The sequence below is a fragment of the Peribacillus sp. NPDC076916 genome, from assembly GCF_050269675.1.
Taxonomy (GTDB): domain Bacteria; phylum Bacillota; class Bacilli; order Bacillales; family DSM-1321; genus Peribacillus; species Peribacillus aracenensis.
This window is the reverse complement of sequence record NZ_JBNNIU010000002.1, coordinates 149,951-176,632: the sequence shown is the minus strand read 5'-3', so window position 1 is coordinate 176,632 and position 26,682 is coordinate 149,951. Positions and strand designations below refer to the sequence as shown.

27 protein-coding genes and 2 riboswitches are annotated in these 26,682 nt (G+C 41.7%); of the genes, 6 read left to right on the top strand and 21 right to left on the bottom strand.

Annotated features, from left to right (window positions below; all coding sequences use genetic code 11):
- Window positions 1–20 precede the first annotated feature (20 nt).
- The 14 genes from accC to ACQKFG_RS05785 all read right to left on the bottom strand — a co-directional run bounded on the left by accC (window position 21) and on the right by ACQKFG_RS05785 (window position 10,769).
- Complete coding sequence (gene accC / locus ACQKFG_RS05850; protein ID WP_349727999.1) at window positions 21–1,373, bottom strand: acetyl-CoA carboxylase biotin carboxylase subunit; 1,353 nt, start codon at window positions 1,371–1,373, stop codon at window positions 21–23.
- A gap of 14 nt (window positions 1,374–1,387) precedes the next feature.
- Window positions 1,388–1,885 carry an acetyl-CoA carboxylase biotin carboxyl carrier protein gene (accB, locus tag ACQKFG_RS05845; protein ID WP_349727998.1) on the bottom strand — a complete coding sequence of 166 codons (498 nt, stop codon included), beginning with the start codon at window positions 1,883–1,885 and terminating at the stop codon, window positions 1,388–1,390.
- A gap of 621 nt (window positions 1,886–2,506) precedes the next feature.
- Window positions 2,507–3,091, bottom strand: coding sequence for a SpoIIIAH-like family protein (locus ACQKFG_RS05840; RefSeq protein WP_192205459.1), 585 nt, complete (start codon window positions 3,089–3,091; stop codon window positions 2,507–2,509).
- Between the two features lie 14 nt (window positions 3,092–3,105).
- The gene (gene spoIIIAG, locus ACQKFG_RS05835; RefSeq protein WP_192205460.1) at window positions 3,106–3,777 is read right to left on the bottom strand and encodes a stage III sporulation protein AG; all 672 of its coding nucleotides are present in this window, start codon (window positions 3,775–3,777) and stop codon (window positions 3,106–3,108) included.
- A 7-nt stretch (window positions 3,778–3,784) separates the two neighbouring features.
- On the bottom strand, window positions 3,785–4,393 hold the full coding sequence (spoIIIAF, locus tag ACQKFG_RS05830; RefSeq protein ID WP_192205461.1) for a stage III sporulation protein AF: 609 nt from the start codon (window positions 4,391–4,393) through the stop codon (window positions 3,785–3,787).
- A gap of 16 nt (window positions 4,394–4,409) precedes the next feature.
- Window positions 4,410–5,618, bottom strand: a complete 1,209-nt coding sequence (spoIIIAE, locus tag ACQKFG_RS05825) for a stage III sporulation protein AE (RefSeq protein ID WP_192205462.1) — start codon at window positions 5,616–5,618, stop codon at window positions 4,410–4,412.
- 33 nt (window positions 5,619–5,651) lie between these two features.
- A complete protein-coding gene (spoIIIAD, locus tag ACQKFG_RS05820) occupies window positions 5,652–6,041 on the bottom strand; it encodes a stage III sporulation protein AD (RefSeq protein WP_228467710.1) in 390 nt (129 codons plus the stop codon).
- 14 nt (window positions 6,042–6,055) lie between these two features.
- The gene (gene spoIIIAC, locus ACQKFG_RS05815; RefSeq protein WP_034308319.1) at window positions 6,056–6,259 is read right to left on the bottom strand and encodes a stage III sporulation protein AC; all 204 of its coding nucleotides are present in this window, start codon (window positions 6,257–6,259) and stop codon (window positions 6,056–6,058) included.
- Window positions 6,260–6,280: 21 nt separating this feature from the next.
- Window positions 6,281–6,796, bottom strand: coding sequence for a stage III sporulation protein SpoIIIAB (gene spoIIIAB, locus ACQKFG_RS05810; RefSeq protein WP_192205464.1), 516 nt, complete (start codon window positions 6,794–6,796; stop codon window positions 6,281–6,283).
- Window positions 6,789–7,721, bottom strand: a complete 933-nt coding sequence (spoIIIAA, locus tag ACQKFG_RS05805) for a stage III sporulation protein AA (protein WP_427557009.1) — start codon at window positions 7,719–7,721, stop codon at window positions 6,789–6,791. The genes spoIIIAB and spoIIIAA overlap by 8 nt, the downstream gene beginning before the upstream one ends.
- A 348-nt stretch (window positions 7,722–8,069) precedes the next feature.
- The gene (efp, locus tag ACQKFG_RS05800; protein WP_192205468.1) at window positions 8,070–8,627 is read right to left on the bottom strand and encodes an elongation factor P; all 558 of its coding nucleotides are present in this window, start codon (window positions 8,625–8,627) and stop codon (window positions 8,070–8,072) included.
- 26 nt (window positions 8,628–8,653) lie between these two features.
- Window positions 8,654–9,715, bottom strand: a complete 1,062-nt coding sequence (locus ACQKFG_RS05795; RefSeq protein ID WP_427557004.1) for a M24 family metallopeptidase — start codon at window positions 9,713–9,715, stop codon at window positions 8,654–8,656.
- Window positions 9,716–10,162 carry a type II 3-dehydroquinate dehydratase gene (gene aroQ, locus ACQKFG_RS05790; RefSeq protein ID WP_260284837.1) on the bottom strand — a complete coding sequence of 149 codons (447 nt, stop codon included), beginning with the start codon at window positions 10,160–10,162 and terminating at the stop codon, window positions 9,716–9,718. It lies immediately after the preceding gene.
- 94 nt (window positions 10,163–10,256) lie between these two features.
- Window positions 10,257–10,769, bottom strand: a complete 513-nt coding sequence (locus ACQKFG_RS05785) for a YqhR family membrane protein (RefSeq protein WP_427556997.1) — start codon at window positions 10,767–10,769, stop codon at window positions 10,257–10,259.
- A 334-nt stretch (window positions 10,770–11,103) separates the two neighbouring features.
- Between ACQKFG_RS05785 and ACQKFG_RS05780 the strand changes: the two genes are divergently transcribed.
- On the top strand, window positions 11,104–12,057 hold the full coding sequence (locus ACQKFG_RS05780; protein ID WP_192205474.1) for a DUF1385 domain-containing protein: 954 nt from the start codon (window positions 11,104–11,106) through the stop codon (window positions 12,055–12,057).
- 138 nt (window positions 12,058–12,195) lie between these two features.
- Entirely contained in the window at window positions 12,196–12,570 is a 375-nt protein-coding gene (locus ACQKFG_RS05775) for an SA1362 family protein (protein ID WP_081395494.1), read from the top strand.
- Between the two features lie 22 nt (window positions 12,571–12,592).
- Here the strand turns inward: ACQKFG_RS05775 and ACQKFG_RS05770 are convergent, their stop codons facing one another.
- Together ACQKFG_RS05770 and splB are read right to left on the bottom strand one after the other, a co-directional pair.
- Complete coding sequence (locus tag ACQKFG_RS05770) at window positions 12,593–13,474, bottom strand: patatin-like phospholipase family protein (protein WP_349727995.1); 882 nt, start codon at window positions 13,472–13,474, stop codon at window positions 12,593–12,595.
- An 86-nt stretch (window positions 13,475–13,560) separates the two neighbouring features.
- On the bottom strand, window positions 13,561–14,586 hold the full coding sequence (gene splB, locus ACQKFG_RS05765; protein ID WP_349727994.1) for a spore photoproduct lyase: 1,026 nt from the start codon (window positions 14,584–14,586) through the stop codon (window positions 13,561–13,563).
- Between the two features lie 137 nt (window positions 14,587–14,723).
- Here splB and ACQKFG_RS05760 point away from each other — a divergent pair, with 137 nt between their 5' ends.
- Window positions 14,724–14,909, top strand: a complete 186-nt coding sequence (locus ACQKFG_RS05760) for a hypothetical protein (protein ID WP_427556992.1) — start codon at window positions 14,724–14,726, stop codon at window positions 14,907–14,909.
- 131 nt (window positions 14,910–15,040) lie between these two features.
- On the opposite strand, the gene ACQKFG_RS05755 is transcribed toward ACQKFG_RS05760, so the two are convergent.
- The gene (locus ACQKFG_RS05755; RefSeq protein WP_427556989.1) at window positions 15,041–17,611 is read right to left on the bottom strand and encodes a vitamin B12-dependent ribonucleotide reductase; all 2,571 of its coding nucleotides are present in this window, start codon (window positions 17,609–17,611) and stop codon (window positions 15,041–15,043) included.
- Between the two features lie 391 nt (window positions 17,612–18,002).
- The gene (locus tag ACQKFG_RS05750; RefSeq protein ID WP_192205481.1) at window positions 18,003–18,839 is read right to left on the bottom strand and encodes a lipoate--protein ligase family protein; all 837 of its coding nucleotides are present in this window, start codon (window positions 18,837–18,839) and stop codon (window positions 18,003–18,005) included.
- Between the two features lie 203 nt (window positions 18,840–19,042).
- Between ACQKFG_RS05750 and ACQKFG_RS05745 the strand changes: the two genes are divergently transcribed.
- A complete protein-coding gene (locus tag ACQKFG_RS05745; protein WP_076365383.1) occupies window positions 19,043–19,426 on the top strand; it encodes a rhodanese-like domain-containing protein in 384 nt (127 codons plus the stop codon).
- Between the two features lie 163 nt (window positions 19,427–19,589).
- Here ACQKFG_RS05745 and gcvPB read toward each other — a convergent pair whose 3' ends face one another.
- The 3 genes from gcvPB to gcvT are packed head-to-tail and all read right to left on the bottom strand — an operon-like array spanning window position 19,590 to window position 23,510.
- Window positions 19,590–21,047 (bottom strand): aminomethyl-transferring glycine dehydrogenase subunit GcvPB, encoded by a 1,458-nt coding sequence (gcvPB, locus tag ACQKFG_RS05740; protein WP_192205482.1) that lies wholly within the window; start codon window positions 21,045–21,047, stop codon window positions 19,590–19,592.
- Window positions 21,040–22,386, bottom strand: a complete 1,347-nt coding sequence (gene gcvPA / locus ACQKFG_RS05735; RefSeq protein WP_342614150.1) for an aminomethyl-transferring glycine dehydrogenase subunit GcvPA — start codon at window positions 22,384–22,386, stop codon at window positions 21,040–21,042. Before gcvPA ends, gcvPB begins: the two co-directional genes overlap by 8 nt.
- A gap of 17 nt (window positions 22,387–22,403) precedes the next feature.
- Window positions 22,404–23,510 carry a glycine cleavage system aminomethyltransferase GcvT gene (gcvT, locus tag ACQKFG_RS05730; RefSeq protein ID WP_192205484.1) on the bottom strand — a complete coding sequence of 369 codons (1,107 nt, stop codon included), beginning with the start codon at window positions 23,508–23,510 and terminating at the stop codon, window positions 22,404–22,406.
- Window positions 23,511–23,650: 140 nt separating this feature from the next.
- A riboswitch (glycine riboswitch) is annotated at window positions 23,651–23,734 on the bottom strand.
- A 3-nt stretch (window positions 23,735–23,737) separates the two neighbouring features.
- Window positions 23,738–23,825: riboswitch (glycine riboswitch) on the bottom strand.
- A 374-nt stretch (window positions 23,826–24,199) separates the two neighbouring features.
- Here gcvT and ACQKFG_RS05725 point away from each other — a divergent pair.
- Entirely contained in the window at window positions 24,200–25,888 is a 1,689-nt protein-coding gene (locus ACQKFG_RS05725; protein WP_192205485.1) for a DEAD/DEAH box helicase, read from the top strand.
- The gene (locus ACQKFG_RS05720) at window positions 25,866–26,666 is read left to right on the top strand and encodes a YqhG family protein (protein WP_192205487.1); all 801 of its coding nucleotides are present in this window, start codon (window positions 25,866–25,868) and stop codon (window positions 26,664–26,666) included. Before ACQKFG_RS05725 ends, ACQKFG_RS05720 begins: the two co-directional genes overlap by 23 nt.
- The last annotated feature ends 16 nt before the right edge of the window (window positions 26,667–26,682 follow it).

Genomic DNA, 26,682 nt, shown 5'->3' with positions numbered 1-26,682 from the left:
ACCTCCTGTCTTCCTTTACATTATGAGTTCATTACATCATATATTTCAAGGAATTTGGTATTAAATTCCCCGGAAACAAATTGTTCATGTTGAAGTAACTTAATATGGAAAGGAATTGTGGTACTGATTCCTTCAATGACAAACTCACCTAAGGCGCGTTTCATCTTCTCGATCGCCTCTTCTCTAGTCGGTGCATGGACGATCAATTTAGCGATCATGGAATCGTAATACGGCGGTATCGAGTACCCAGGGTATGCCGCGGAATCCACACGAACCCCGTAGCCGCCTGGCGGTAAATACATTTGAATCTTACCTGCGGAAGGCATGAAGTTCTTTTCTGGATTTTCCGCATTTATCCGGCATTCGATAGACCATCCGTTAAAAGTGACATCTTCTTGTGAAAGCGATAGTTTGTTACCTGAAGCAACTTTGATCTGTTCTTTAATCAAATCCACGCCCGTTACCATTTCCGTAACTGGGTGTTCAACCTGGATACGTGTATTCATTTCCATAAAGTAGTATTTTCTATTCACATAGTCATAAATAAATTCTACTGTTCCGGCACCTGAATAGTTAACGGCAAGTGCAGCCGTTACTGCAGCCTGCCCCATTTCCGCACGTATTTCACCATCCAACGCTGGTGACGGGGTTTCTTCAACAAGTTTTTGCAAACGTCGTTGAATCGAACAATCACGCTCACCTAAATGGATGGCGTTTCCATGATTATCTGCCATGACCTGTATTTCAACATGACGGAAGTCCTCGATGAACTTTTCAATATACACGCCAGGATTCCCAAATGCCGTAGCGGCTTCCTGTTGCGTAATATTAATGCCCTTGATAAGATCTTCTTCCGTCCTTGCAACGCGGATACCTTTACCGCCTCCGCCGGCAGTAGCTTTGATGATGACTGGATAGCCCATTTCATTAGCTAGGGCTACACCCTCATCCGTATCTTTAATTATTCCTTTAGAACCTGGAACGATCGGTACACCAGCTTTGCGCATGGTTTCCCTTGCTACGTCCTTTGTTCCCATTTTATTGATCGCTTCGGGGCTAGGACCGATGAAAATGATATTGCATTCACGGCATAGCTCAGCAAAGTCGGCATTTTCAGCTAGGAATCCATACCCTGGATGAATTGCATCAGATCCCGTTTTCTTGGCTGTGCTGATAATGTTCGTTGTATTCAAATAACTGTCTTTTGATAATTTAGGACCGATACAATATGCTTCATCCGCAATTTGAACATGTAATGCTTCTTTATCTGCTTCTGAATAGACTGCAACAGTCTCGATTCCTAATTCCTTGCATGCCCGGATGATTCGGACAGCAATTTCCCCACGATTGGCAATTAACACCTTTTTAATCATTTAGAAACAGCTCCTCATTCCGGCTTTACTAAAAATAATGGTTGACCATATTCTACAAGCTGCCCTTCTTTTACAAGGACTTCAACGATTTCACCGCTTACTTCAGCTTCGATTTCATTGAAAAGTTTCATGGCTTCCACGATGCAGACGATGGAATCCCCCGTTACTTTATCACCCGTTTTTACGTATGCAGGTGAATCCGGTGCAGGAGATTGGTAGAATGTCCCCACCATCGGAGAAGTGATTTTATGTAAATTTTCCTGTTCGGTGACTGCAGCAGCAGGTTTTGCTGGTTCAACAGCTTTCGTCACTGCAGGAGCAGGGGCCGCTGCGGGCTTGACCTCTACAGCTGCATTGGCTTGAACAACATCTGGAGCAGCTACTGATTGTAATACTGTACCCGCTTCAGTTTTTTTCAATTTAAGTTTCGTTCCTTCATTTTCAAAAACGAATTCATTGATATTTGATTGATCGACTAGCTTAATAATTTCACGAATTTCTTGCACTTTCATTTTGTGGCACCCCTTGTCTAATTTAGTATGAATTTGTGAGGCAATAATATTTTATGTAACCATACCCTTAGCTTATCCTACTTTGTCCAATACTGCACAAAGTAGCCGCCTTCTTTATGAGAATGCGAATAAACTGAATACAAACCTCATCTGTATTATAACAGATATTTCACTTTCTCAAAATATTGTTTCCCTAGAAAATTGAAAAGTTTATGACCAGCTTCTAACATCATACAATATTAGCTTATACAAATTCAATGATAGATTAGTTGTAACTTATTATCCATACTTCTATCTTACACCTTTATTATAATATTGTGAATATTTTTCAACTGGGGCACCTTAACGCCTTCCCTTGAATTTTGCCTTTAATTCCTAAAAAACCAGCAATAATATCCACTTTTATTACTTTTCTAGAATATTACGGATGGTCATTATCACCATTTTCATTTGAGTTCCTTATGCCAATTGACATAAAAAAAACTTTTCCTCTAAAGTTTCCAGATTGTAAGATAGTTAAAAAAATCATAATAAAAAAGCCTCCTTTTTTTTGCTAAGGAGGCTTTCAAAATTTTATGATGCTGAACTGTTCTGTATCAGCATTTTTTTCTGTATGTGTGTTTACTTTTCCGGTTGAAAATCGACCACAACATTTTGTGCATCGCTCACTTCTTTCCTTACAAGGCGGATAATGTTATTGGCCTCTGTTTTCGTTTGTTTATCGGCCTTGACACTCACCTTTACATCCGTACCGTCCACCCGGACCAGTGCTGCATTGTAATCCATGGCAACTATTAAGTTTTCGATGATATTTTCTTTTACTTTCGTTTCACTTAATTGTTCGATTTTTGCATAAGCCTCGTCTCTTTCTTCAGCTGATAGTTCTGTGTTGCCCATCTTTGCAGTCAATTCTTCATTCAGCTTCGCCCGTTCATCTTCGATCTGCATCCTTAACGATTCGAACTCATCTCCAGATGCAATGGTTACAGAGGAGCCTTCTGTATTTTTGGTCGTTTCTTTTTCACTTTTATTTTCCCCTTTTGTATCCGCTTTGTTCTCTGTTTTAGTTTCCGCTTTATTTTCTTGTTGCTCTGTTGCCGTCATATCAGCGGCATTTTCTTCAGGAGCGGTTAGATAATAGACTGAAAGCACAACGACCAGACTTAGCATAGTCAATAACCAAACGGTTTGTTTTTTTAATAACATGTAGATTTTCCCCCTTATTTTTTAGGCATGACAGAAACCCTGTGACTCGGTACATCAAGTGAGCGTGTAACAGCCTCGATAATCCACTTCTTTATTTGAATGTTTTCGGCCCCTTTAGCGACAACCAGGACTCCTCGTACACTAGGTTTTTTCGTTTCCGAAATGATCGGTCCTTCTTTTTCTCCGCTCTTGACCAAAACTAGCTGTTCATCAACAGATGTGTCTTCGACCGTCCTTTTTCCGCCTTCCTGGTCGGTTTCTTCAGTCACTTGTTTTTGGGTGACTTTGTTTCTTTCATATACTTTTTTCTCGGATGCATCGACGTAGATCACGACTTTTACATCCTGGACGCCTGCGATGGATTCAAGCGCTTCCTTCATTTCATTTTGAAGATATATTTCATAGTCTTTTGTTGTCTTGAATTCTGATTTCTTCTGGCCAAATGTTTCAACATCCCCTTCATCATCCTGCTGTTTATCATTATTGAATACAGTCTTCACTTCAGGTGTTTGTCCAGTCTGGTTGGTGGTTAACAAATTCCCGGCCATCATGATTCCCGCTCCCAAAAGGACAACTATTAGAGCATAGACATACAGGGAAGGTTTTTTTTCCTTAGGCTCTTTTTGGTCAGGGTCTTTATTTAGTATTTTTTGCAGCCAGGATAATGGACCTTTGTCTTTGTTCAATACTCAGTCACTTCCTTTCCCCGGCGATTTCAATGATTTCTTCATCAACAGACCAACTTGTTGCCAGAAACCTTTTGACAGCATCCAGATTGGCATCATTCGAAGTGGATGGGCCATCTGCATTGATATCAACCTTCGCTACTGCCTCTATCTCCGAGTTTTCTTTCCCTTCTGCCTTTTCCAATGAGATGGTTATGTTCTGCAGATCATCAACACCCGGATCTTCCTCATTCTTGACCCCTACATCAATTGAACTAATCTTCATGTTATAATCCACCATCAGCTCCTCTTCCACTTCTGCCTGTAAGTCAACAGCCATTTGTTTTAAAATATATGCACCCTGGGTAGCTTGTATTTCTTTTTTCTTCATTTCTGTCAAATTTCCTAAATCTTTTTTTTCCTGATCCTCAAATTCACTAGTAGCCGCAGTGAGAATATCGTCGAAATCCATATTGAATAATCCCAATATAGGAGTGATGATGATTGCAATCAGTAAAAGTCCGATGACCATTTTTGCATACTTCTGTAAAGCTGAATTGGGAAGAAGCATATCAATCACAGTAGCCAGCAATACAAATATGATGATGTTGGATACCCAGCCAGCTAAAAAACTCACCAAGCCCTCCTCCTTTCTAACGAACCATCAGGGTAATGTTTCCAGAGGCGATTATGACCGTGACACTTAAAAAAAACATGAGTGAGACAATGGCCAATGCAGCGAAAATATAAATCATGCTTTTACTTATAATGTCAAGGCATTTTATTACAGGACCTCCGCCCAGCGGCTGTAAAAGACTCGCTGCCAATTTATATACAAAAGAAATCATCAAGATTTTTATGGCGGGAAATGTGGTAATGAGCAAGAGAATGATGACGCCTGACAAGCCAACAGTATTTTTCAAAAGAACGGAGGCACTGATGACCGTATCCGTTGCATCGGTAAACATGCGCCCTATTACCGGTATAAAGTTACCTGTCACGAATTTGGCTGTCCTGATGGTCACTCCGTCTGCTACAGCTGACGATGCTCCCTGAACGGAGATCACACCAAGGAATATGGTCATGAATGCTCCGAGGATACCGATGGCAAAATTACGGAGAAGTTGTGCCATCTGAGTCACTTTGTAATGTTCGGTCAGCGTGCTGACTATGCTTAAAATCGCTGCAAAGAATAATAACGGAAGGACGACAAACTGGATCAAGATGCCGCTTGTATTCATCAAAAACATCAATACCGGATGAAAGAATGCTGCCGATACAAGTCCGCCTGAAGCAGCTATCAATGCCAAGAGTAAAGGGATGAGCGCCATTAAAAAGGAAATCATCAAATCTATCGTATCTTTTGTATATTCCATAGCCACATGAAAACTGTTAAGTGCCAAAATGATCAGCACCATATAAACGATTGCATAAGCGACCTTACTTACGGAGCTTTGCTCGAACGCATTCTGCAAAGACTGGAGGAACATGCTGAAAACGGTTAATAAAATGAGTGATCCCAGCAGCTTTCCATTCACGAGCAGTTCATGAAAGATGAATTTTGTCATTCCCTTTATCCATTGGTCAAAGGAAAATTTCTTATCGCCGCTGACAAAATCCATGAAGCTCCCTTTCTGGCTTTCCGGTAAGAATCCTCCATATTCCGTAACGATGTCATCCCAATATTGTTTGAGCTCATCGACACCCAGTCTTTCTATTTGGGCTTGTACCAGTTCGGACTGCATGATCGGCTCTTGATCGATTTCGCCATTTTCTGGATTTTCGGCAGCTTGTCCAATAGATGCATGCAAAAAAAAGAGTAAAACGAATAGAATGGATAAGTAAGGCATCCGCTGCTTCATACATTCACCTCATTGACTAGTAAGAATAATCCGTTAACTTGGGAGCATCTGTAAAATCGTTTCGATAATGACCGTCAAAATCGGAATCGCCATGGCAAGAATCAAGATTTTTCCGCTCAATTCTATTTTGGAAGCTAGCGAGCCTTGCCCCGCATCTTTTGTAATTTGAGAAGCGAATTCTGCAATATAGGCAATTCCGATTATTTTTAAGATGGTCTCTAGATACACTGTATTTACATTCGCATTAACTGCAATTTTTTCTAACATTAAAATGATTTCGTATATTTTGTCAGCTAAAAAAAGAAAGATGGAGCACCCTGCAAAAACGACTAGCAGGAATGCGAAATTTGGTTTTTGCTCTTTGACAATCAGTGCCAAAAAGGTGGCAACTAGGGCAATGGCCACGATTTTTATGATTTCAATCGCGAATCCCTCCCTTACTGAAATAGAAATACAGATTTAATTTTTTGAAATAAATCCTCTACAACAGAAGCAACCATGAATAAAATATAGATAAATCCGAAAAGTGTCACCCACTGGGCATATTCCTTCTTCCCAACCTGATCGAGTATCGTGTGAAGAAATGCCACAACTAGCCCTACACCCGCTATTTTAAATATGATGTCCACATCAATGCCCATTTTCATTCCCCCCACATATTCCTACATCAGCAAGATGATCAATAATAGCCCTGTTAAAAAACCAAGACTTTTCATCATTTTTTCATATTTCCCCTGGCGATCGAGTGCATCGCTCTCTTCCCGTTCCAAGTGTGCCATCGTTAGCATGATTTGCTTTTGCTGATGATATTTATCGCTTTTTCCAAGCGTCTCCCCAAACTGTGAAAGAATCTCGAATTCTCCCTGTTGTAAAGCAAGGGATTGCCATATTTTCTTTAAACTATCATCCCATGCTTCTTTGACGGTGGTTTCACCTGACTCGAGTCGATTTGCAAATGTATCGAAAAAGATGGATAAAGGTTTGGCCATCTGTTTAGAAAGTTTCCTTGCCGCTTCTTTCAAAGGTGTATGACCATACATGATTTCAGCTTCAAGCGATTGCATGGCGACTTTCAGTTGTCTAAGTTGACGAGGCCTCATACTTAATTTTTTCGCAGCTTCGAAACCTGCCCATGTCGTTGCAATAATAATTATCGCTGCTCCTATTATCTTAAACATGCGGATTCACACCTTCTCCCAAGAAAATGGGAACCCCCGCTGCATCAAGGACTTTGTAGCTCCGCTTACCGGATTTACTTCTCTGTAATTCTATAAAGCGTTCAAAGATGTTTTGCTTTAATATTTCGGCGATGAAAGGCCGCTTCTTAACCTCATCCAGTGTATGGCCATGTGTGGTTATAATGAGTTTAATACCTGCATTCACCGCTTCCAGCACAGCCTGCGTATCCGCTGCACGACCTATTTCATCCACGATCAATACATCCGGGGACATTGAACGGATCATCATCATCATCCCTTCCGCTTTAGGACATCCATCAAGCACATCAACCCTTGTTCCAAATTTGAGCTGCGGCACTCCATGAACACATCCGGCAATTTCCGAGCGCTCGTCCACTATCCCCACCTTTTGAGGAGCGATGCCGCGTTCTTCATTACCACTGGATATCATTCTTGCAATATCACGTAATATGGTCGTTTTTCCCGTTTGCGGAGCACCGATCAACATAGTATGCTGCCATTCTTCGTCATACAAATATGAAGTGAGTGGTTCAGCTGCACCTATTTTTTCACGCGCAACCCGAATATTGAATGAGGATATATCCCTGATTGCTTTGACCGACCCATTTTCAAGGATCACCTTTCCAGCAAGCCCCACCCGATGTCCGCCCGCTATGGTTATATAACCTCGCTTTAATTCTTCCTCAAGTGTATATAACGAAAATTGACCTATTTGATTCAATAATTGATCTGCATCCAGATGGGTCACTTCATAGGAAAAGAAGTATGGTTCCCCTCCCACGATGACCTCAAGCTGCCTTCCAACCCGAATTCGCAGCTCTTCCATCCTATCGATCATCATCGGTGTCATACCCCGGAGTTGCTCGTTTAATTTTTTCGGTAAAAAAGAAAGAATCGTTTCCATTTTGACAATCCTCCTGTATACACCACTTTCAATAAAATATATGCCGACAAGCCCATAATGATGACACGCTATTAAAGGAACAGACCGATTATTGATTTTTTATATCTTCCCGGTTCAAAAAAAAAGACCGAGAAATTAATCTCGGTCTACAGTGTTTTTATTTTAGAAAGTTCAAGCTGCATCCCAGAAAATCCACTCCCATTCCGCCGTCTGTCTGCCAAGCGTCTTGGTGTCTCGGCTAGCCAGTTTTTCAGCAGGAGTGCCGAAGTCTTGTTTTCCAGGTATGCATTTCCTCGATAGAACCCACAACAAACGGAGGCCGAGAAATTAATCTCGGCCTCCTTTCATTTATGCACGTGATACGTAAGAACCTTCATTAGTGTTGATCAATAATTTGTCACCTTGGTTGATGAAGAATGGAACTTGAACCGAAAGGCCCGTCTCAAGTACGGCTGATTTCGTGCCGCCTGAAGATGTATCTCCTTTAATTCCCGGCTCAGTCTCCGCCACTTCAAGTTCCACTGTGTTTGGAAGCTCGACCCCAAGTGTTTCCGATTGGAAAGTCATGATATGTACTTCCATATTTTCCTTAAGGAATTTAAGTTCACGTTCAATGCTTGAAGCAGGCAGTTCGATTTGGTCATACGTTTCGTTATCCATGAATACATGGCTATCTCCACTTGCATAAAGGTACTGCATCTTGCGGTTTTCGATATGTGCTTTAGCGACTTTTTCACCAGCACGGAATGTTTTCTCCTGGATTGAACCCGTACGAAGGTTACGAAGTTTAGAACGTACAAAAGCTGCACCTTTCCCAGGTTTAACATGTTGGAACTCGATAACCTGCCAAATTCCATTATCTACTTCAATTGTAACACCCGTGCGAAAATCGTTTACAGAAATCATAAATTTGTCCTCCTACATGTACATGTTTACAGAATGATTAACTCTTTGGTTGAATGAGTAAGTGCTTCGTTACCTTCAATTGTAACGATTGTATCATCTTCAATCCGTACTCCGCCTACACCCGGTAAGTAAATGCCCGGTTCAACGGTTACAGCCATACCTGGTTCTAAAATGATATCAGACCTTAAGGATAATGCTGGACCTTCATGAACTTCAAGACCGATTCCATGTCCGGTCGAATGACCAAAATACTGCCCATATCCCTTTTCTTCAATTAGATTACGAGTTAGTGCATCCGCTTCCCTGCCAGTCATACCAGGTTTGATCCCAGCCATTCCCCGCAGTTGAGCTTCCAAAACAATGTCATAAATATTAATAAGTTCTTCACTTGGCTTGCCAACTGCTAATGTCCGAGTGATGTCAGACACATATCCGTTATAGTATGCCCCGTAATCCAATGTGACAAAATCGCCCTTTTCGATGATTTTATCCGTAGCCACTCCATGCGGAAGTGCGGACCTTATGCCGGATGCTACAATGATATCGAAGGAAGAAGAAGTTGCCCCTTGTTTCCTCATAAAGAATTCAAGTTCATTGGATACATCCAGTTCCGAGATCCCTGGACGCAGGAAATCCAGGATATGTGTAAACGCAGCATCAGCAATAGCAGCCGCTTCCTTTAATATCTTAATCTCTGATGAAGTCTTTATCAAGCGTAAATTCTCAATGACACCTGACACCGGCAAAAGTTGGCCATCAATGGCCGCCTCGTATGCCTTATATGCAGCATAAGTCAGGTGCTCTTGCTCAAAGCCCAGCTTGCCGATATTCATCGCTTTAGCCTGCTTGCCCACTTCTTCGATGATGGTTCCTTTGTGTTGAACGATCTCATAATCCGGTGCCTGCTTGCCCGCTTGTTCCACGTATCGGAAATCAGTGATGAATTTAGCTTCATTTTGGGAAATAAGGACAACGCCTGCACTTCCCGTAAAGTTGGTCATGAATCGGCGGTTATATGTACTGGTGATCAAAAAACCATCAATGCCCACCTTATCCATTGAGGCCCTTAAGCGCATTAGTTTATTCATTTAATTTCTCCCCTTTGCAATCTTTGTGATCGCCTGCAACGCCAATTCATATCCGTGTATCCCCAAGCCGACAATCTGTCCCGCCGATACCGCCGCGGTCACTGATTCATGCCGAAAGCTTTCACGGGCATGTATGTTCGAAATATGCACTTCCACCACAGGAACATCAATTCCGGCTATTGCATCACGAATCGCATAGCTATAATGAGTAAAAGCTCCAGGATTAATAATAATCCCGTCAATCCCATAATCCTCTGACCAATGTAGCTTGTCGATGATCGCTCCTTCATGGTTTGTTTGAAATGAGGTTAATTCCACATTTAACCCTTGAGCTTGCTGCATCAATTGTGCTTCCACATCCGCAAGCGTCGAGGATCCATAATGCGCAGGTTCCCGCTTCCCCAAGCGATTTAAATTCGGACCATTGATTAGTAAAATTTTTGTCATCATCAAACACCTGCTCATGTTAAAAGAATGCTTTCCATGAACATTCTATCATAATTACAAATTGTCTTACTACTTTTTTACAACCAATAAGCAATCAGCTTTCTGACTGCTTCTCGGCTTTGTTTTTTTGACGCATATATTCCTGATGATCGTATGATATAGAAAACCCTATAAAAAGTCCGTATAAAATAAAAATGCAGACACTTGTTATAACCGTATTTGCTGTCATTTTAGAAAAGGTTGGCAAATCGACGAACATCGGTTTTAGGACAAATACCAGCAAAGCCCAGCAAACCACTCCTAAAAAAATACCCGTAAAAATACCCTTCATCCTTTTAAAAAGACTATAGTATAAAAAAGCGATCCCCACGGATAGAATCCCGAATAAAATTATGGTCATTACCGTACCGAGCCACTGATCGATCCAGGTCATGTTGGACCATGAAGTTAGTATGAATTTTGGGCTGAAATCCATTAAATTAAAATAATTGGCACAGATACCGATAAAACTTGCTAAAGCCCCCCCAACAAAACCGACAGCAAGTACATTGTAGATTAACATGCTTTGATATCCCTGTTGAATTTGTCCATTTTCATTAGAAGACATATCAATCACCTCCGCTACGTAGTATGCCCTTTGTTAATTAGAACTATTTTTTTTTGTTCTTAGGAAGGAGAATCACTAGAGGTTTTGTGATTTATTCTGTATGATTAAATCATAAATAATCTACTTTTTTCAGAGGAAAATACCCATCCTCTGTGGAAGTTTATAATGTACACAGGATACTACCTTCCTGTGATTCAACATTCATAAAGTAATCGCAGGGTTAGAGCTTCCATTCAATTTTATTGGAACGCCTTTAAACCCTTGTGATGCTTGATAATAAACATGTTAGCACCCTTGAGAGAGCTACGTGAATAACTATTAGGTTGGTGTAGAAATGTCTGAGGTTCAAAAACCCGTTTATGGAGGGCAGGCTGTAGTGGAAGGCGTCATGTTCGGCGGCAAACATCACACAGTCACTGCGGTACGCCGCAAAGATTCAACGATTGTATATTATCATCTTCCGCGTGAATCGAAACCTGTTGTCAACCGCTTAAAAAAAGTACCGTTTCTACGCGGTATCGTATCACTGATTCAGTCAAGTGCCACCGGCTCGAAACATCTAAACTTTTCAACTGAACAGTATGAAGAAGAAGACGGGGAAAAGCAGGAAGAAAAGAAAAAAGAAACGAAAGAATCTTCTAAAATAAGTGTATGGCTGGGAGTTGCCGTAATCGGTGTTCTTTCCTTCCTATTCGGGAAGTTGCTTTTCACTTTGATTCCAGTCTTTCTTGCCGAATTGACAAGACCCATATTCAGCGGCCATATGGCCCAGGTTTTAATGGAAAGCTTGTTCAAGTTGATATTATTGCTGGTATACATTTACGTAGTATCCATGACGCCTTTGATCAAGCGTGTCTTTCAGTATCACGGGGCAGAGCATAAGGTGATCAACTGCTTTGAAAGCGGAAAAGAATTGACCGTAGCAAATGTGCAGGCAAGTTCACGCCTTCATTATCGCTGCGGCAGCAGCTTCATTTTATTTACAGTCATTGTAGGCATGTTCGTCTATATGCTTGTTCCGACCGATCCATTATGGCTCCGTGTCGTGGATCGAGTATTGCTAATCCCCGTCGTGCTTGGCATAGCCTTCGAGGTACTGCAGTTGACCAACAAAGTAAGGGATATTCCCTTTCTTCGTTACCTCGGCTATCCCGGACTTTGGCTTCAGTTATTGACAACCAAAGCCCCTACCGATGATCAAGTCGAAGTCGCATTAGCATCCTTCCAAGAACTGTTAAGGTTGGAAAAAGAAACAGAAAAAAGTTTAGAATCCGATGTAATCGTGTAAAACATCTATACACATTTTGATTATGGAAAATCATATACTAACTATGGGAATGCTCTTTACTTTTTTTCAAATATTTTACATTAATGATGTTTAAAATAAGCTAGAAATGCTTATGATGCTCTTAAGGAGGTGTCTTTGTTGAAACGTTTCATATCTTTCATGATATACGGAATCATCGCCCTCGGAGTCCTCGGACTAATGAGCCGACTATTTAATGACCCGATTGGCTTTTTTAGAAACATTCTCATAATAGCCATTGTCGCAGGGATTATTTATATGATTTATACCGGATTAACAAAGGGAAAACCAGTTAAGAAAGAGCAGCAGGCATTCCGAAAGGCTGCCCGCCAATCGAAAAAAAGGCTAAAAAACCGAACTTCGAAAAAAGATAATGTGGCTAGCTTCTCTGCAGCAAAATCATCAAAGAAAATAAAATGGAGAAAGAAAACGGATAGTCACTTAACCGTCATCGAAGGGAAAAAGAATAAAAAGAAAAATCGGGCTTCTTTTTAAGAGCCCGATTTTTTATTTACAATCAATAAGTCCATTTTTTAAGGAATTCTCTCGTGCACTGCCTGCCCCGATTCATCAATTCACCCTTTTTTTCATCATTCAGATTGAAATCCATTGCAGAAATTCCCTTCATCGGAATAAATACAATATTATGGACGTGTTTCTTGGAAATATACCGTGCATCATGGGCATCTTTCATCGTTTTGAATAATGCGGAGAACAATTCAACCGCATTATCCACCTCATGCGGTTTCCATATCTCATCGACACTTAGGCGCAAACCGATGACTGGCCTTTCCTTTCTTACATGATCGGAATTGAATAGCCACATTGGAAAATTGCTTAACACACCTCCATCTACAAAAAGGAACTTGCGTTTTCCGACATCAAGTTTGACTGGCTCAAAAAAATAAGGAATGCTACAACTCATTCTTACTGCCTTTGCCACTGGAAAAGTGCTCGGATCAATGCCATAGTTCGGTAAATCATCAGGCAGTACCACCAATTTCCCATTTGTAATGTCAGAGCTTATGATTCTGAGGGATTTCGGTCGAATATCCTTAAAGGTGACTACATTCCTTTCGGCAAGTTTACCGGCGACCCATGTCTCCAGGGCGTTGCCTTTATAAAGGCCAAGTTTCCAGTATAAAAGGATCCATTTGGCAAACGGGATAGGCAAAAGACCACGCCTTTTGTCCAGCAGACCGCTTAAATCTATATCAAGAAAAAGCTTTTCCATTTCTTTACCTGTGTATCCAGCTGCTACAAAAGCTGCAATTATGGAGCCTGCACTTGTACCGGCTGTTCGATGGAATACAAATCCCCGTTCTTCTAATTCCTGCAGGGCTCCCACTAAACCATAGCCTTTAATCCCGCCTCCGGAAAAAACGCCGTCAATAATCATAGCTGCCCTCCCCTAATCCGGTCTTTACATTTCTAAGCAGGATTAGAGCGATTTATGACAGTTTTTAATAGAAAAGTTGCCTTGATTCAGGTAAAGTACTGAATTTCCGCCTTAGGGAAGAATTCAGCGATATACCCACGAATGGTCGTTTCCAGTTCTGCGGCTTCTTCTTTTTGATAAACATATTTACCAATTCCATATCGGCCCCATTTATATTTACGCTTTGTTTCGTCCAGTTCCAATTTTGTTTTCGGGTAGTTTTTTTGAATCACTTTTTTTGCTGGGCCAGTAAACCGATGCTGAATTAATTCGAAGGTCAAGTCAGGGATATCCACCCCATTCAAAGCCTCACTTAGCCGTTCGAATAATTCATGGTAGCCCTCCTTCCATGCTTCATGACGATATATTGGAGCTACGATAAAACCGAGGGGATATCCTGCCCCTGCCACTTTACGTGCCGCTTCCATCCTTTCTTCGAAGCTCGAAGTTCCGGGCTCGAAATTCTTTATCACATAACGTGAATTTATACTGAATCGAAATCTTGTTTTTCCATTATGTTCAGCATCCAACAGATGGTCGACATGATGAAATTTAGTTACGAACCTTAGAACCCCATATTCACTTTTTCCAAAATATTCTATGGCCCTTTTTAACGAATGTGTCAAATGGTCAATTCCGACGATATCCGATGTACAGGCTGCCTCAAAACGGGTAATTTCAGGCTTTCTCTCATTTATATATTTTTCGGCTGCTTCGAAAATCTCATCAAGATTCACATATGTCCTAATATATGGTTTTGATCCGAGTGTCGTCTGTAAATAACAATAGTGACAATGCCCCATACACCCTGTAGCAAGAGGTATGGCATATTCAGCAGATGGCTTTGAGGAATCGAATTTCAATGTTTTTCTGATTCCTACCACAAGCGTCGATTTGGCGACACGATATTTTTGCTGATCATTTTCTCCAGGTAGATCCCTAATTTGGTTATGCGATGTGGTCTCACGGATTTCAATGTTCAAATCTTCAAATTTCTTTTTTAATTCCCGGCCAAGCGGGTATTCCAGTGCCCTTGGCTCAATATATACTAACTGTGGCATAAATGGTTTCATTTCGATCTCCATTCTTTTATCGATTTGTTCATATTTTCAATCGAACTACACAATCTAATTCATAAGGATAGTTTTTCTTTATTCTGTTAGCCTCATGATTGTTTATACTTGGTAATTCAAAATGAAGGAGATGCGATATGGTTAATAAACGAGACTTCTTGACAAATGGAACGGGGCAACAAGCGATCACCGTCCAAACAGATAATAAATATCCAAATCCAAGGAATATACCTGGAGACTCGGTCGATGAATTTTCGGTATTGAAAGATGGCAACCAATATCTAGCTGAAAAGGAAATAGGGCAGCAAAATGAAAATGGTTGATTGAACGCAAAAGAAGACCGAATTTACGAGGATTCGGTCTTCTTTTGCTATGTAACTGAACAGGCAGTTACTTGAAAAAAAAGTCGTTAAGATAGCTTTGCAGCATACTTAACGACTTCCCTTCCATCAGCTTATAGCCCGCATTTCAATTGCGCTCCGCAATTCGTGCATGTATTGCATCCGCCCATTTCCTGAACTTCACCTTTACGGCATACCGGGCAAGTGTTACCCACTTCCGATCCAATTGTAACATTCGTCGAACGCAGTTCATTTATCGTATCGACCAAAACAACTTTCTTCTTAACTTCCACATCTGTCAATTCATCCATTTCAAGCTGCTCGTCCATTTGGTTTTCTTCCGCTTTGAGCGTAAGGACCTGACTGTCACGGCTTCCGTCCACATATACAGTACCGCCTTTTGCTCCGCCTTTATAAAGACGTTCATATACTTTTTCAACTTGTTCGACAGTATATCCTTTTGGCGCATTGACTGTCTTACTGATCGAACTGTCAATCCAGCGCTGAATGATGCATTGAACATCAGCATGCGCTTCCGGGGCTAATTCCATAGCGGAAATGAACCATTTTGGAAGCTCTTCTGTATCGGCTTCCGGATGACGTTCCAAGTATTCCTGTACAATGTCAGCCTTCACCTCTATGAATTTACCCAGACGGCCGCTGCGGAAATACGTGAAAGAGAAATATGGTTCAAGACCTGTTGATACCCCAACCATCGTTCCTGTGCTTCCTGTAGGGGCCACTGTCAATAAATGAGAGTTACGGATGCCATGTGCAGCAACACTTTCCCTGATATCTTCCGGCATTTTTTCCATAAACCCAGTTTGGGTGAAACGTGTTCTAAGCTCATTGGTTTCTTCGTCCGTTGACCCGATCAGGAACGGGAAACTGCCTTTTTCTTGAGCAAGTTCCACAGAAGCCCTGTAAGCAGTAGTCGCAATCGTTTCAAATACCTTGTCAACCAGGATATTTCCTTCTTCAGAACCATATTCCGTTTCACAATAAATCAACAGGTCATGCAGACCCATTACACCAAGGCCAACCCGTCGCTCGCCCAGTGCCTGTTTTTTGTTTTCATCCAAGAAATAAGGAGTTGCGTCAATGACATTGTCCTGCATACGCACACCGACTTCGACGGTTTGCTTAAGTTTCTCGAAATTAACCGTTTTGCTATCTTTATCAGCCATTTCAGCCAAATTGACTGCCGCAAGGTTACATACTGAATATGGGGCCAATGGCTGTTCGCCACAAGGGTTCGTGGCAACGACCTGCTGACCGTATGCTTTGGCATTCGTCATTTCATTAGCATTATCGATAAAGAAAATTCCTGGTTCAGCAGAATATGTGGCACAAATGTTTATTAAGTTCCAAAGCTCTTTAGCTCGGATTTTACGGTAAACACGGACTTTGTGACCCATTTTTTCCCATTCACGAACATCACCGACATTATGCCATTCTTCATTGTAAATGGCCATTTCTTCGGCATTATAGCTCTCTACATCAGGAAAACGCAATTCGTATTCCGCATCTTGTTCCGCCGCTTCCATAAATTCCTTAGTCAGGCAAATAGAGATATTGGCTCCAGTCAGAAAATCCGGATTATGGACACTGTACGTTCCACCTGTACGGATCTTTTCTTCTGCATCCCTAATGATTTTCTCACTGAACCCACCTTGGCCAGGAATCTCCTTATAATTGATGATCCCTTGATACATAGCCGTTTCCTGTTCCGTATGCGGCGTGAATTTCAATTTATCCGTCGCATATTTCTTGATGGCTTCATCTTTAGTGTTTTCCACTAGGTAACGCAGAATCCTTGGATTTTGCATTTTGGAAATGATGAACTCCGCAATATCAGGATGCCAATCAGCAAGCATGATCATTTGCGCGCCGCGTCTGCTGCCGCCCTGTTCAACAAGATGCGTCAGTTTTGCAATATCGTCAAGCCATGATACTGAACCAGAGGATTTTCCATTCACCCCTTTTGCCAGAGTGTTTCTTGGACGCAGTGTCGATCCGTTCGTACCCACTCCGCCGCCGCGGCTCATGATCTCCATCACTTGTTTCCTATGTTCTGAGATCCCTTCACGTGAATCCGGTACGAATGGCATTACATAGCAGTTGAAATAAGTAACGTCCGTATTGGAACCTGCACCGTATAATACTCGTCCTGCCGGGACAAAATTAAGGTTCTTTAATTCTTGATAGAATTTATTGAACCATTCCGTTCTTTTTTCTTCCGTGGTTTCCACTGATGCCAAGCCCGTTGCATTACGTTTCGCAATTTGTTCATAGTATATTTCAAGCGGCTTTTCGATTATATCCAACGGACGGTTAACAATTCCCGTCTCCACTTCTTCCGGATTATCCAATACGCCACGGAATTCTTCATCCACCAATACCTTGGCTTTTTTGGTTTCCCAATCAATTTCAACGATGTAACCGAGACCCCTTGCCGGGAATTTCGGATCTTCCTTAATCGTCAACACGACGAAATCGCCTGCCGAGAGTGTGATTTTTTCAGTATCCTTAAAAGAATAGCGGTCAAGCATGACTAGACGGGACACTCCCTTATGCGCCATTTTCATATCAGCAGTTACAGGGTGAACCTGGGGAAATAAAGAAATATCCTTATTCAACCTTTCTAGATCAACCTTTAAAGCTTCTTTTATTACAACCGACATAATTCCCTCTCCTTTATATGTTTCAAGATCCGTTCTTGCTGCCGCAAAAATCCTTATGTAGCCTTACATGTCCGTTTCGCTTAACAAGTACCCTAAATTTATCATAGCGAAACTCAAAAATCAATATATAGTGTCGCATTAAATATTTCAACTACTATATATTGTGTTTGTTTTGAATAACTTTTTATTTTGTCAAACGATAAATCAATTAATATAGTTAGCAAAAGGGAGGAAAATGTCGATTTACGATAATTTTTCATCAGATTTCAATTAATTTGGACCTTGCTTTTTCCCCATCCCTTTTAGGGCTTATCCCTGCAAGGGATACCTTATTAGGTCAAAAAATCTGAAAAAACTTTTTTCTTTTATCACTCTTATTATCCCACTTCTTCTATCTCATGAAATTCCATTCATCGCTTTCATATTTACTTTCTGCAATGGCCTTCACTTCCTGCAATTGCTTTTCGGTTAGGACGTATGGCTCTAAATCGATCGAAAGTCCTTCGGCAAAACCTTTTTCAAAAGCTTCTTTCGCTTCAGGGATGGTAACCTTTCTTCCAGCAATGTCATTTATGGCCACAGCTTTATTTTTCAGGTTTTTTTGCATTCTCTCTTTAACCCTGTCATTTGAGAATTTAAATACGCTAAAAAGCTTATCATCATCAAGATCAAGCAAAATGGACCCGTGCTGAAGGATGACGCCTTTTTGCCTGGTTTGAGCGCTGCCAGCGACCTTCCTGCCCTCGACGACCAGTTCATACCAGCTTGGAGCATCAAAACAGACGGAAGACCTGGGCGATTTTAAAGCTTCTTTTTCCTGATTTGTTCGAGGCACGGCAAAATAAGCATCCAATCCCAGATTCCTGAACCCCATTAATATTCCTTCAGAAATGACACGATATGCTTCAGTAACGGTAGTTGGCATTCCCGGATAGGATTCTGGAACGATTACGCTATAAGTCAATTCATGCTCGTGCAGTACCGCTCGTCCTCCTGTTGGCCTGCGAACAAAACCAAGGCCTTGCCTTTTGACCTCTTCCAAATCAATTTCCGCTTCAGCCTTTTGAAAATAACCAATCGACAATGTTGCTGGATCCCAGCCGTAAAAGCGTATGATTGGCGGAATTTCACCTTTGCTTTGCCAGTTTAACAATGCTTCGTCCAAAGCCATATTAAAACCCGGTGAACAATACCCCGAATCTATAAAACCCCATTTTTCTTTAGTCATCCTTACCCCTCGTTTCAATAGACTGTTTTTCAATCCCCCACAAAAAACTCACATGTAGTAGTTTAACAGACTTTAACACTCTAAAAAAGAACGTGCTATCAAGTCGATGAAGAATTTGATGAAAATTCTTTTTGATTATTGGGTAAAGCAATTATATAATAAGGATTGTCTGTATTCGTTAAGGTAGAAGGGAGTTTTTATGTTTGGAAATATTATATACACTGCTCATCATCTTGGGAGTGGTTATTGCGTATTCACTTTTTAATTGGTACCGCCAGCGTAAAATCGTTAAAACATTAACACAGGACGAATTTATCGCTAACTACAGAAAAGTGCAGCTAATCGATGTGCGGGAACCGAATGATTTCGATAATGGTCATATCTTAGGCGCAAGAAACATCCCTATGACTCAAATGAAAACCCGCTTGGTTGAAATTAGGCCGGACAAGCCTGTATATTTGTACGCTCAGAGCGAAATCATCAGCGGAAGAGCTGCAGCCATGCTATACAAAAAGGGCTACAGGGAACTTTTTCACCTAAAGGGCGGTTTCAAGATGTGGACCGGGAAAATCAAAGCAAAGAAATAAGACCCCATCTCCGCATGGGCTCTTTTAAATTAAAAAGACTTCTTCTGCATCATGCGGGCTTTAGGGAATGAAAGTTAACTGTTGAACTTTTAATGAACTCTTACATAAACATGAAAAAATCCCCGCCGGCTGGCAGGGATTTTTTTTCGTGTAAGCTATCAGTCTATGCTTGAAAACGCAGAACAGGTTTTCTTGCAGCAAGAGTTTCGTCAAGCCGCTTTATAACGGTTGTATGCGGAGCTTCCTGAACGATTTCCGGGGTTTCTTCCGCTTCCTTGGCAATCTGGATCATCGCATCGATGAACGCATCCAGCGTTTCTTTCGACTCGGTTTCAGTCGGTTCTATCATCATTCCTTCTTCCACGTTCAACGGGAAGTAAATGGTCGGAGGATGATAACCGAAATCCAGCAATCTTTTGGCTATATCGAGAGTCCTTACCCCTAATTTCTTTTGACGGCGTCCGCTTAATACGAATTCATGCTTACAATGACGATTATATGGTAAGTCAAAAAATGGTTCCAACCTACGCATCATGTAATTGGCATTGATGACCGCATTCTCGGTGACGGCTTTAAGACCATCTGGCCCCATTGAACGAATGTACGTATACGCCCTCACGTTTATCCCGAAATTACCATAATAAGGTTTTACCCTGCCGATGGATTGCGGACGATCATAATCAAGAACGAATTGCTCACCTTGTTTGACCACAAGCGGTTTAGGCAAGTAAGGAATCAAGTCCGACTTCACCCCTACAGGACCAGAACCCGGGCCGCCGCCGCCATGCGGGCCTGTGAATGTTTTATGGAGATTTAAGTGAACCACATCAAAGCCCATATCACCCGGTCGTGCTTTCGATAGAACTGCATTCAGGTTGGCTCCATCATAATAAAGCTTCCCACCTGCGTCATGGACAAGTTGGGCCATTTCCAAAATATTTTCTTCAAACAATCCTAATGTATTGGGATTCGTCAGCATCAAGGCCGCGGTATCCGGTCCGACAACACGCTTTAAATCCTCAAGGTCGACTAACCCATTTTCATCCGACTTCACTGTAATCGTTTCAAGGCCGGCAACAGTTGCAGAGGCAGGATTCGTACCGTGTGCAGAATCAGGCACAATCACTTTAGTCCGTTCTGTATCGCCATTCGCTTCGTGAAAAGCGCGAATCATCATCAATCCAGTCCATTCACCGTGAGCACCTGCTGCAGGCTGTAATGTCACTTGGTCCATACCGGTGATTTCCGTTAAGTGTTCCTGCAAATCAAATAATAGTCCCAATGCTCCCTGAACAGTAGCCGGATCCTGATATGGATGGATATGGGCAAAACCGTTGAAGCGCGCCACATTTTCATTTATTTTCGGATTATATTTCATCGTGCATGAACCCAGCGGATAAAAACCCGAATCCACTCCATGATTCCGCTTGGAAAGTGCTGTATAATGACGCATGATATCAAGTTCGGACACCTCAGGAAGTTCTGCCTCTTCTTCACGGATGTAGTCGGCAGGAAGAATTTCTTCGAGCGAAATAGTTGCAACATCCATTTCTGGCAGACTGTATCCGATTCGACCGGAAGTACTGATTTCAAAAATGAGTGATTGATCTTGATTATTCATGTTGATCCCCCAATTCCTGCGCAAGTGCATCAATTTCTTCTTTTGTTCTAAGTTCAGTTACCGCGACCAGCATATGATCTTTCAGCTCAGGATAAACCGTCCCTAAATCGAAGCCGCCGATCATCCCTTTTTCAAAAAGGTTTTTATTGATTTCTGAAAACGAAGCAGGCAGTTTAATGACAAATTCATTAAATGAAGGACCGTCGAATATCACTTCCACCCCTTTTGCCATAATTGCTTTTTTCGCATAATGCGCTTTTTGAATATTTTGCACAGCCATTTCTTTGACACCCTTTTTCCCAAGCGCGGTCATTGCTACAGAAGCTGCCAAGGCATTCAAAGCTTGATTGGAACAAATGTTGGATGTGGCTTTGTCACGGCGGATGTGCTGTTCACGAGCTTGAAGGGTCAGTACAAACCCCCTTTTACCATTTTCATCCACCGTTTGACCGACGAGTCGGCCCGGAACTTTCCGAACAAGTTTATTAGTAACGGCAAAATAGCCACAATGAGGTCCCCCAAATGCCGCTGGAATGCCGAATGGCTGGGCATCCCCCGTTACGATATCTGCACCGAGTGCTCCAGGGGATGTCAAAGCTCCCAATGCAAGCGGGTTACTGGAAACGATAAACATGGACTTGACACCATGAATGATTTCCTCCATTTCTTTCAATGGCTCGATGCGGCCAAAAAAGTTCGGATATTGCACGATCACTCCTGCAATGTCATCATTCGCCAATTCCCTTAAAGCAGCTAAATCCGTCACACCGTCTTTATAAGGAATTTCGACCACTTCCACCCGTTGCCCTTTCGCATATGTCTTCACAACTTCCCTTGATTCAGGATGAACGGTTCCTGAAATGAGAATCTTCTTGCGCCGCGTCTGGCCAGAAGCAAGCATGGCTGCTTCGGCTAGCGCCGTCCCGCCATCATACATGGATGAGTTAGCTACATCCATTCCCGTCAATTCACATATCATCGTTTGATATTCGAAGATCGCCTGAAGCTCGCCCTGTGAAATTTCTGGCTGATACGGTGTATAAGCCGTATAAAACTCAGAACGGGATAAAACATGATCGACGATGACCGGTGCGTAATGATCATAGACACCCGCACCAAGGAAGGAAGCATAGCTTTTAAGGTCCGCATTCTTGGCAGCTAGCCTTGATAATTCTTTCATTAATGCAGGTTCCGATTTAGCAGGCTTAATATCGTATTCTCCTTGGAAACGAACGCTTTCAGGGATATCATTGAAAAGTTCTTGAGTAGAAGATACCCCTATCACTTCCAGCATTTCTTGTTTATCTTGCTCTGTCATGGGTAAATAACGATGTTTCATCTAATGACCATTCCCCTCTATTTACGTGGTTTTTTATAAAAAGGTGTTTGTATGATAACGGCTTTCAAACGCTTGGAACGGATTTCCACTTCTACTTCCGCATCCAGTACCGAAAATTCCTTATCGATAAGTACCAATCCCACGTTTTTCTTCAACGTGGGTGATTGGGTACCGGTCGTGACCTCACCAATGACTTTATCACCGCTGTAGATCTTATACCCATGACGCGGAATGCCACGGTCAATCATTTCAATTCCCACAAGCTTGCGGGGAGCTCCATTCTCCTTTTGCTCAGCAAGAACGGCTTTCCCGAAAAAATCCGCTTCCTTATCCACTTTCACTGCAAAACCAATACCGGCTTCTATCGGGGTGATGTCCGCTGAAAGCTCCTGCCCATAAAGCGGCAGTTTCGCTTCAAAACGCAGGGTATCACGAGCACCTAAACCAATCGGCTGAACCCCCTCTTCCTTTCCGGCTTCCATAATCGCCTTCCAAAGGGCAGGACCATTTTCACTGTCACTATATATCTCAAAACCATCTTCACCAGTGTATCCAGTACGGGATACCAACGTGGAGATACCGTTAATCAGGACATTTTCCTTGAACTTGAAAAATCCAATTTCACTTAAGTCAGTATTTCCCGATAGTTTTTGTAATATCTTTTCTGCAGATGGTCCTTGAAGTGCCAGCTGTGTATAGTCACTCGATACATTCGTAATTTGGACATCTTCCGTTAAATTAGCTTGAAGCCAATTGAAATCTTTTTCTGTATTCGCTGCATTGACCACGAGCAGATAGTCGTCCTCTGCCCTTTTATACACGATAAGATCATCAACCGTGCCTCCGTTTTCATAACACATGGCGGTATATTGGGCACCGCCCTGCTGCAGCTTTGATATATCATTAGTGAGCATTTTCTGTAAAAAGGAAAGGCTCCCAGGACCCTTAACATCGACTTCCCCCATATGGGAAACATCGAATAACCCCGATTTTGTACGTACGGCTTCATGTTCGTCCTTGATACCCGAAAATTGGACAGGAAGTTCCCAGCCGCCAAAATCAATCGTTTTACCTCCGTATTCACGATAAACCTCGAATAGTGGTGTTCTTTTTAAATTGGTCAAAAAATGACCCCCTTCAGATTTTTTTTGAAATTAATTGGCTTCATTATCAAAAGCTTCTTGTCATTTCGCATCAGGTATATCCTGATTCATGATGTGAAAAAAGCACAAAAAAGGACAGAGAAAGCCCATTTGAGCTTTTTCTCTGTCCTGAAACCTGAAAGTTTACCTATGTAATAGGTTTTCCCCTTTGGTGGCCGTCCCAAAACGGGCGGCGCTCTCCAGAGTTGCGTCCAATAAGAGTTCTTTTGCCTGAGAGATTCACTGCTAAGTTTGCTCCTTCGGCGCTACATCCGTAGTCTCTCCCCTTATCTTCACCCGCATATGAATGGTCTGCCAATGAAAGGAAACGAAATAGCCCCAAGCATCGGTAAAACCTTTGAGCATCATCGAATACATTCTCTGCCAATTCTCCTAAAACTTCAGAAACCGTTTGAGTGATCTCCTTCAGTAATCTTGGATAAATTAAGAGCCTATAGCCCATACTAAGAAAACGCGAACTGCAAAATCGATGTACAAAGATTCTTTGTAGCGTTTGGAAATTGAATTTTCTAAATATACTTATATCCTACCCTAAGAAACTTATCTCTGCAATATCTTTTGAAGAGAAATATTTTTCTTACTTCACATACAAAATGTTCGGGTTTTGACCCTTTATTAAGGAAATTATGATTTAAGAGGGAGTTATTTCTATGAAAATCAATATATCCTTCAATTCTGAATGGAATGACGAGCTTCTGCAAAAAGTGGAAAATGACGGTCCATGGGGAAATTGGGAGCTTTATAAGCTGGCGGTTCAAATGGAGGAAAATCTTATTATCCCTGATTTTGAAGGTTTACAGGCGCCCAAACACCTTCCGCAGTTAACCCCGCTTCCCCATCAATTGGAAGCAGCAAAGCAAGTGGTGGAAAAGATGAATGGAAAGGCCATTTTAGCTGATGAGGTGGGGCTCGGAAAAACAATTGAAGCAGGCTTGATCCTAAAAGAGTATATGATTAGGGGCCTTGTAAAAAAAGTATTGATCCTTGTTCCAGCCTCCCTTGTCACACAATGGGCGTTTGAATTGAATACCAAGTTTCATATACCGGCAGTCGTTCAGAGAAAAAGTTATGTTTGGGACTCCTGTGATGTGGTCATTTCATCCATCGATACAGCGAAACGCGCTCCACATCGAGATATCATTTTCACTCAGGAATATGACTTCATCATTATTGATGAAGCTCATAAACTTAAAAATAATAAGACGAAGAACTATGAATTCGTCCAAAATCTGAAAAAGAAATTTTGTTTACTCCTTACAGCCACTCCGATTCAAAATAAAGTCGAGGAGATTTTTCACCTCGTTTCGTTATTGAAACCGGGCCACTTGGGAAATGCTTCGCTCTTTTCGGAAAAGTATAAAGGGAAAGGCCGCAACATCATTGAAGATGAACACCTAAAGGAACTGGTCAATACTGTCATGATTCGAAACCGGCGGGCCGATACTGGCATTGAATGGACAAAACGGCATGTGGAAACCATCACCATTGAATTTTCTCCAACGGAACAGGCATTGTATGATGCTGTTTCCAAATTCAAGCCTATTTCGGATGGATCAAAAGGAAGCGCATTTTCGGCTCTCACTCTCCAAAGGGAAGCATGCAGCAGCAGAGAGGCGGTCTTTTATACTTTAAAGAATATGAAAGAAAAGTATGATCAGCCTTCCCCTGACTTTTTGGCAAAGCTTGATGATTTATTTTCTAAAGTGAATGAAACAGTCCAGAACTCCAAGGCTGAAAAAGCTTTGGAACTGATCAAGAAAATTGATGACAAAGTGATTATCTTTACCGAATACCGGGCGACTCAGCTATATCTCCAATGGTACCTACAGCAGAATGGAATTTCTTCGGTTCCTTTCCGAGGCGGTTTTAAGCGCGGAAAGAAAGACTGGATGAGAGAATTATTCCAAAAGAATATACAGGTATTAATTGCAACAGAAGCTGGAGGGGAAGGGATAAACCTTCAGTTTTGCCATCACTTGATTAATTTTGACCTGCCATGGAACCCCATGAGGCTCGAACAGAGAATTGGACGGATTCACCGCCTTGGACAGGAAGAAGATGTGATGATTTATAACTTCGCCACGAAAAATACAGTAGAAGAACATATTCTGAAGTTATTATACGAAAAAATAAATTTATTTGAAAAAGTAATTGGAGAATTGGATGATATTCTAACCAAACTGGATATTAACAACATTGAAGAATATTTAATCGATGTGGTCGGCGAGTCCAAAACAGAGGGCGAAATGAAGATCAAGATGGATAATTTTTCATCATTAATCCAATTCGCTCAATCCATGAAGGAAGGTGATGTTCATGCAGCAACGGGAAATTCATGATTTTTTAAAAACTTACTTTAAGGCCAACGATTGTGAAATACTGGATAATGCGCCGACCCACCTTACAGTCCAATTGACGATTGAAATGGATAAAGAATTAATGAACAGACCCTTTTATTGGCATTATCTAGAAAAAACAGGTGGCGTTCCGAACCCAGCACAGATGACTTTCATTACCGATCCAGAACAGGCTCCATCCGATTTAAAGGGAGAAATGATTCATTTTGGCTCCCCACGCCTACATCAGATTATTCAATCAACCAAAAAGCTGGCAGGTTATACTAGACTTTTTGAGGATACTCCTCCACCAAAGGGCGGCGGAAATAATCCTTTGTTTCCTTGGCTGACCCTGAATGTGAAAATATCCTATCAATGCGACCGTAAAAAAGATACTTTCATGTCGATCGGATTGAATTTAATCTCGGGTGAAATCATGGAAGGGTTTCACCATCGGGTTTTACCTGTAAAGGTCACCCCCAAAATACCGGATTACTCCTTTACGCTTTCACCTTTAATCATGCCCAAGAGTGGATTGGCAAGACTGGATACATACATCAGGACCAGTTTCGAGGATGATGACCATTCCTGGGCGGAGGAAGCAATGCTGCGCTGGCAGAATGATTTGAATTTATTGGAGCATTTTTACAAGGATATGGACGAAAAAAGTGAGAGTTATTATACCGAGAAAGAGGCACTAAAAGCCCAATATGAACCCAACATCAGAATATCCATCATAAACGGAGGATTATTTTACCTTTCAGATAGGGCATTGGGATAAGTATAGAATGAAAAAC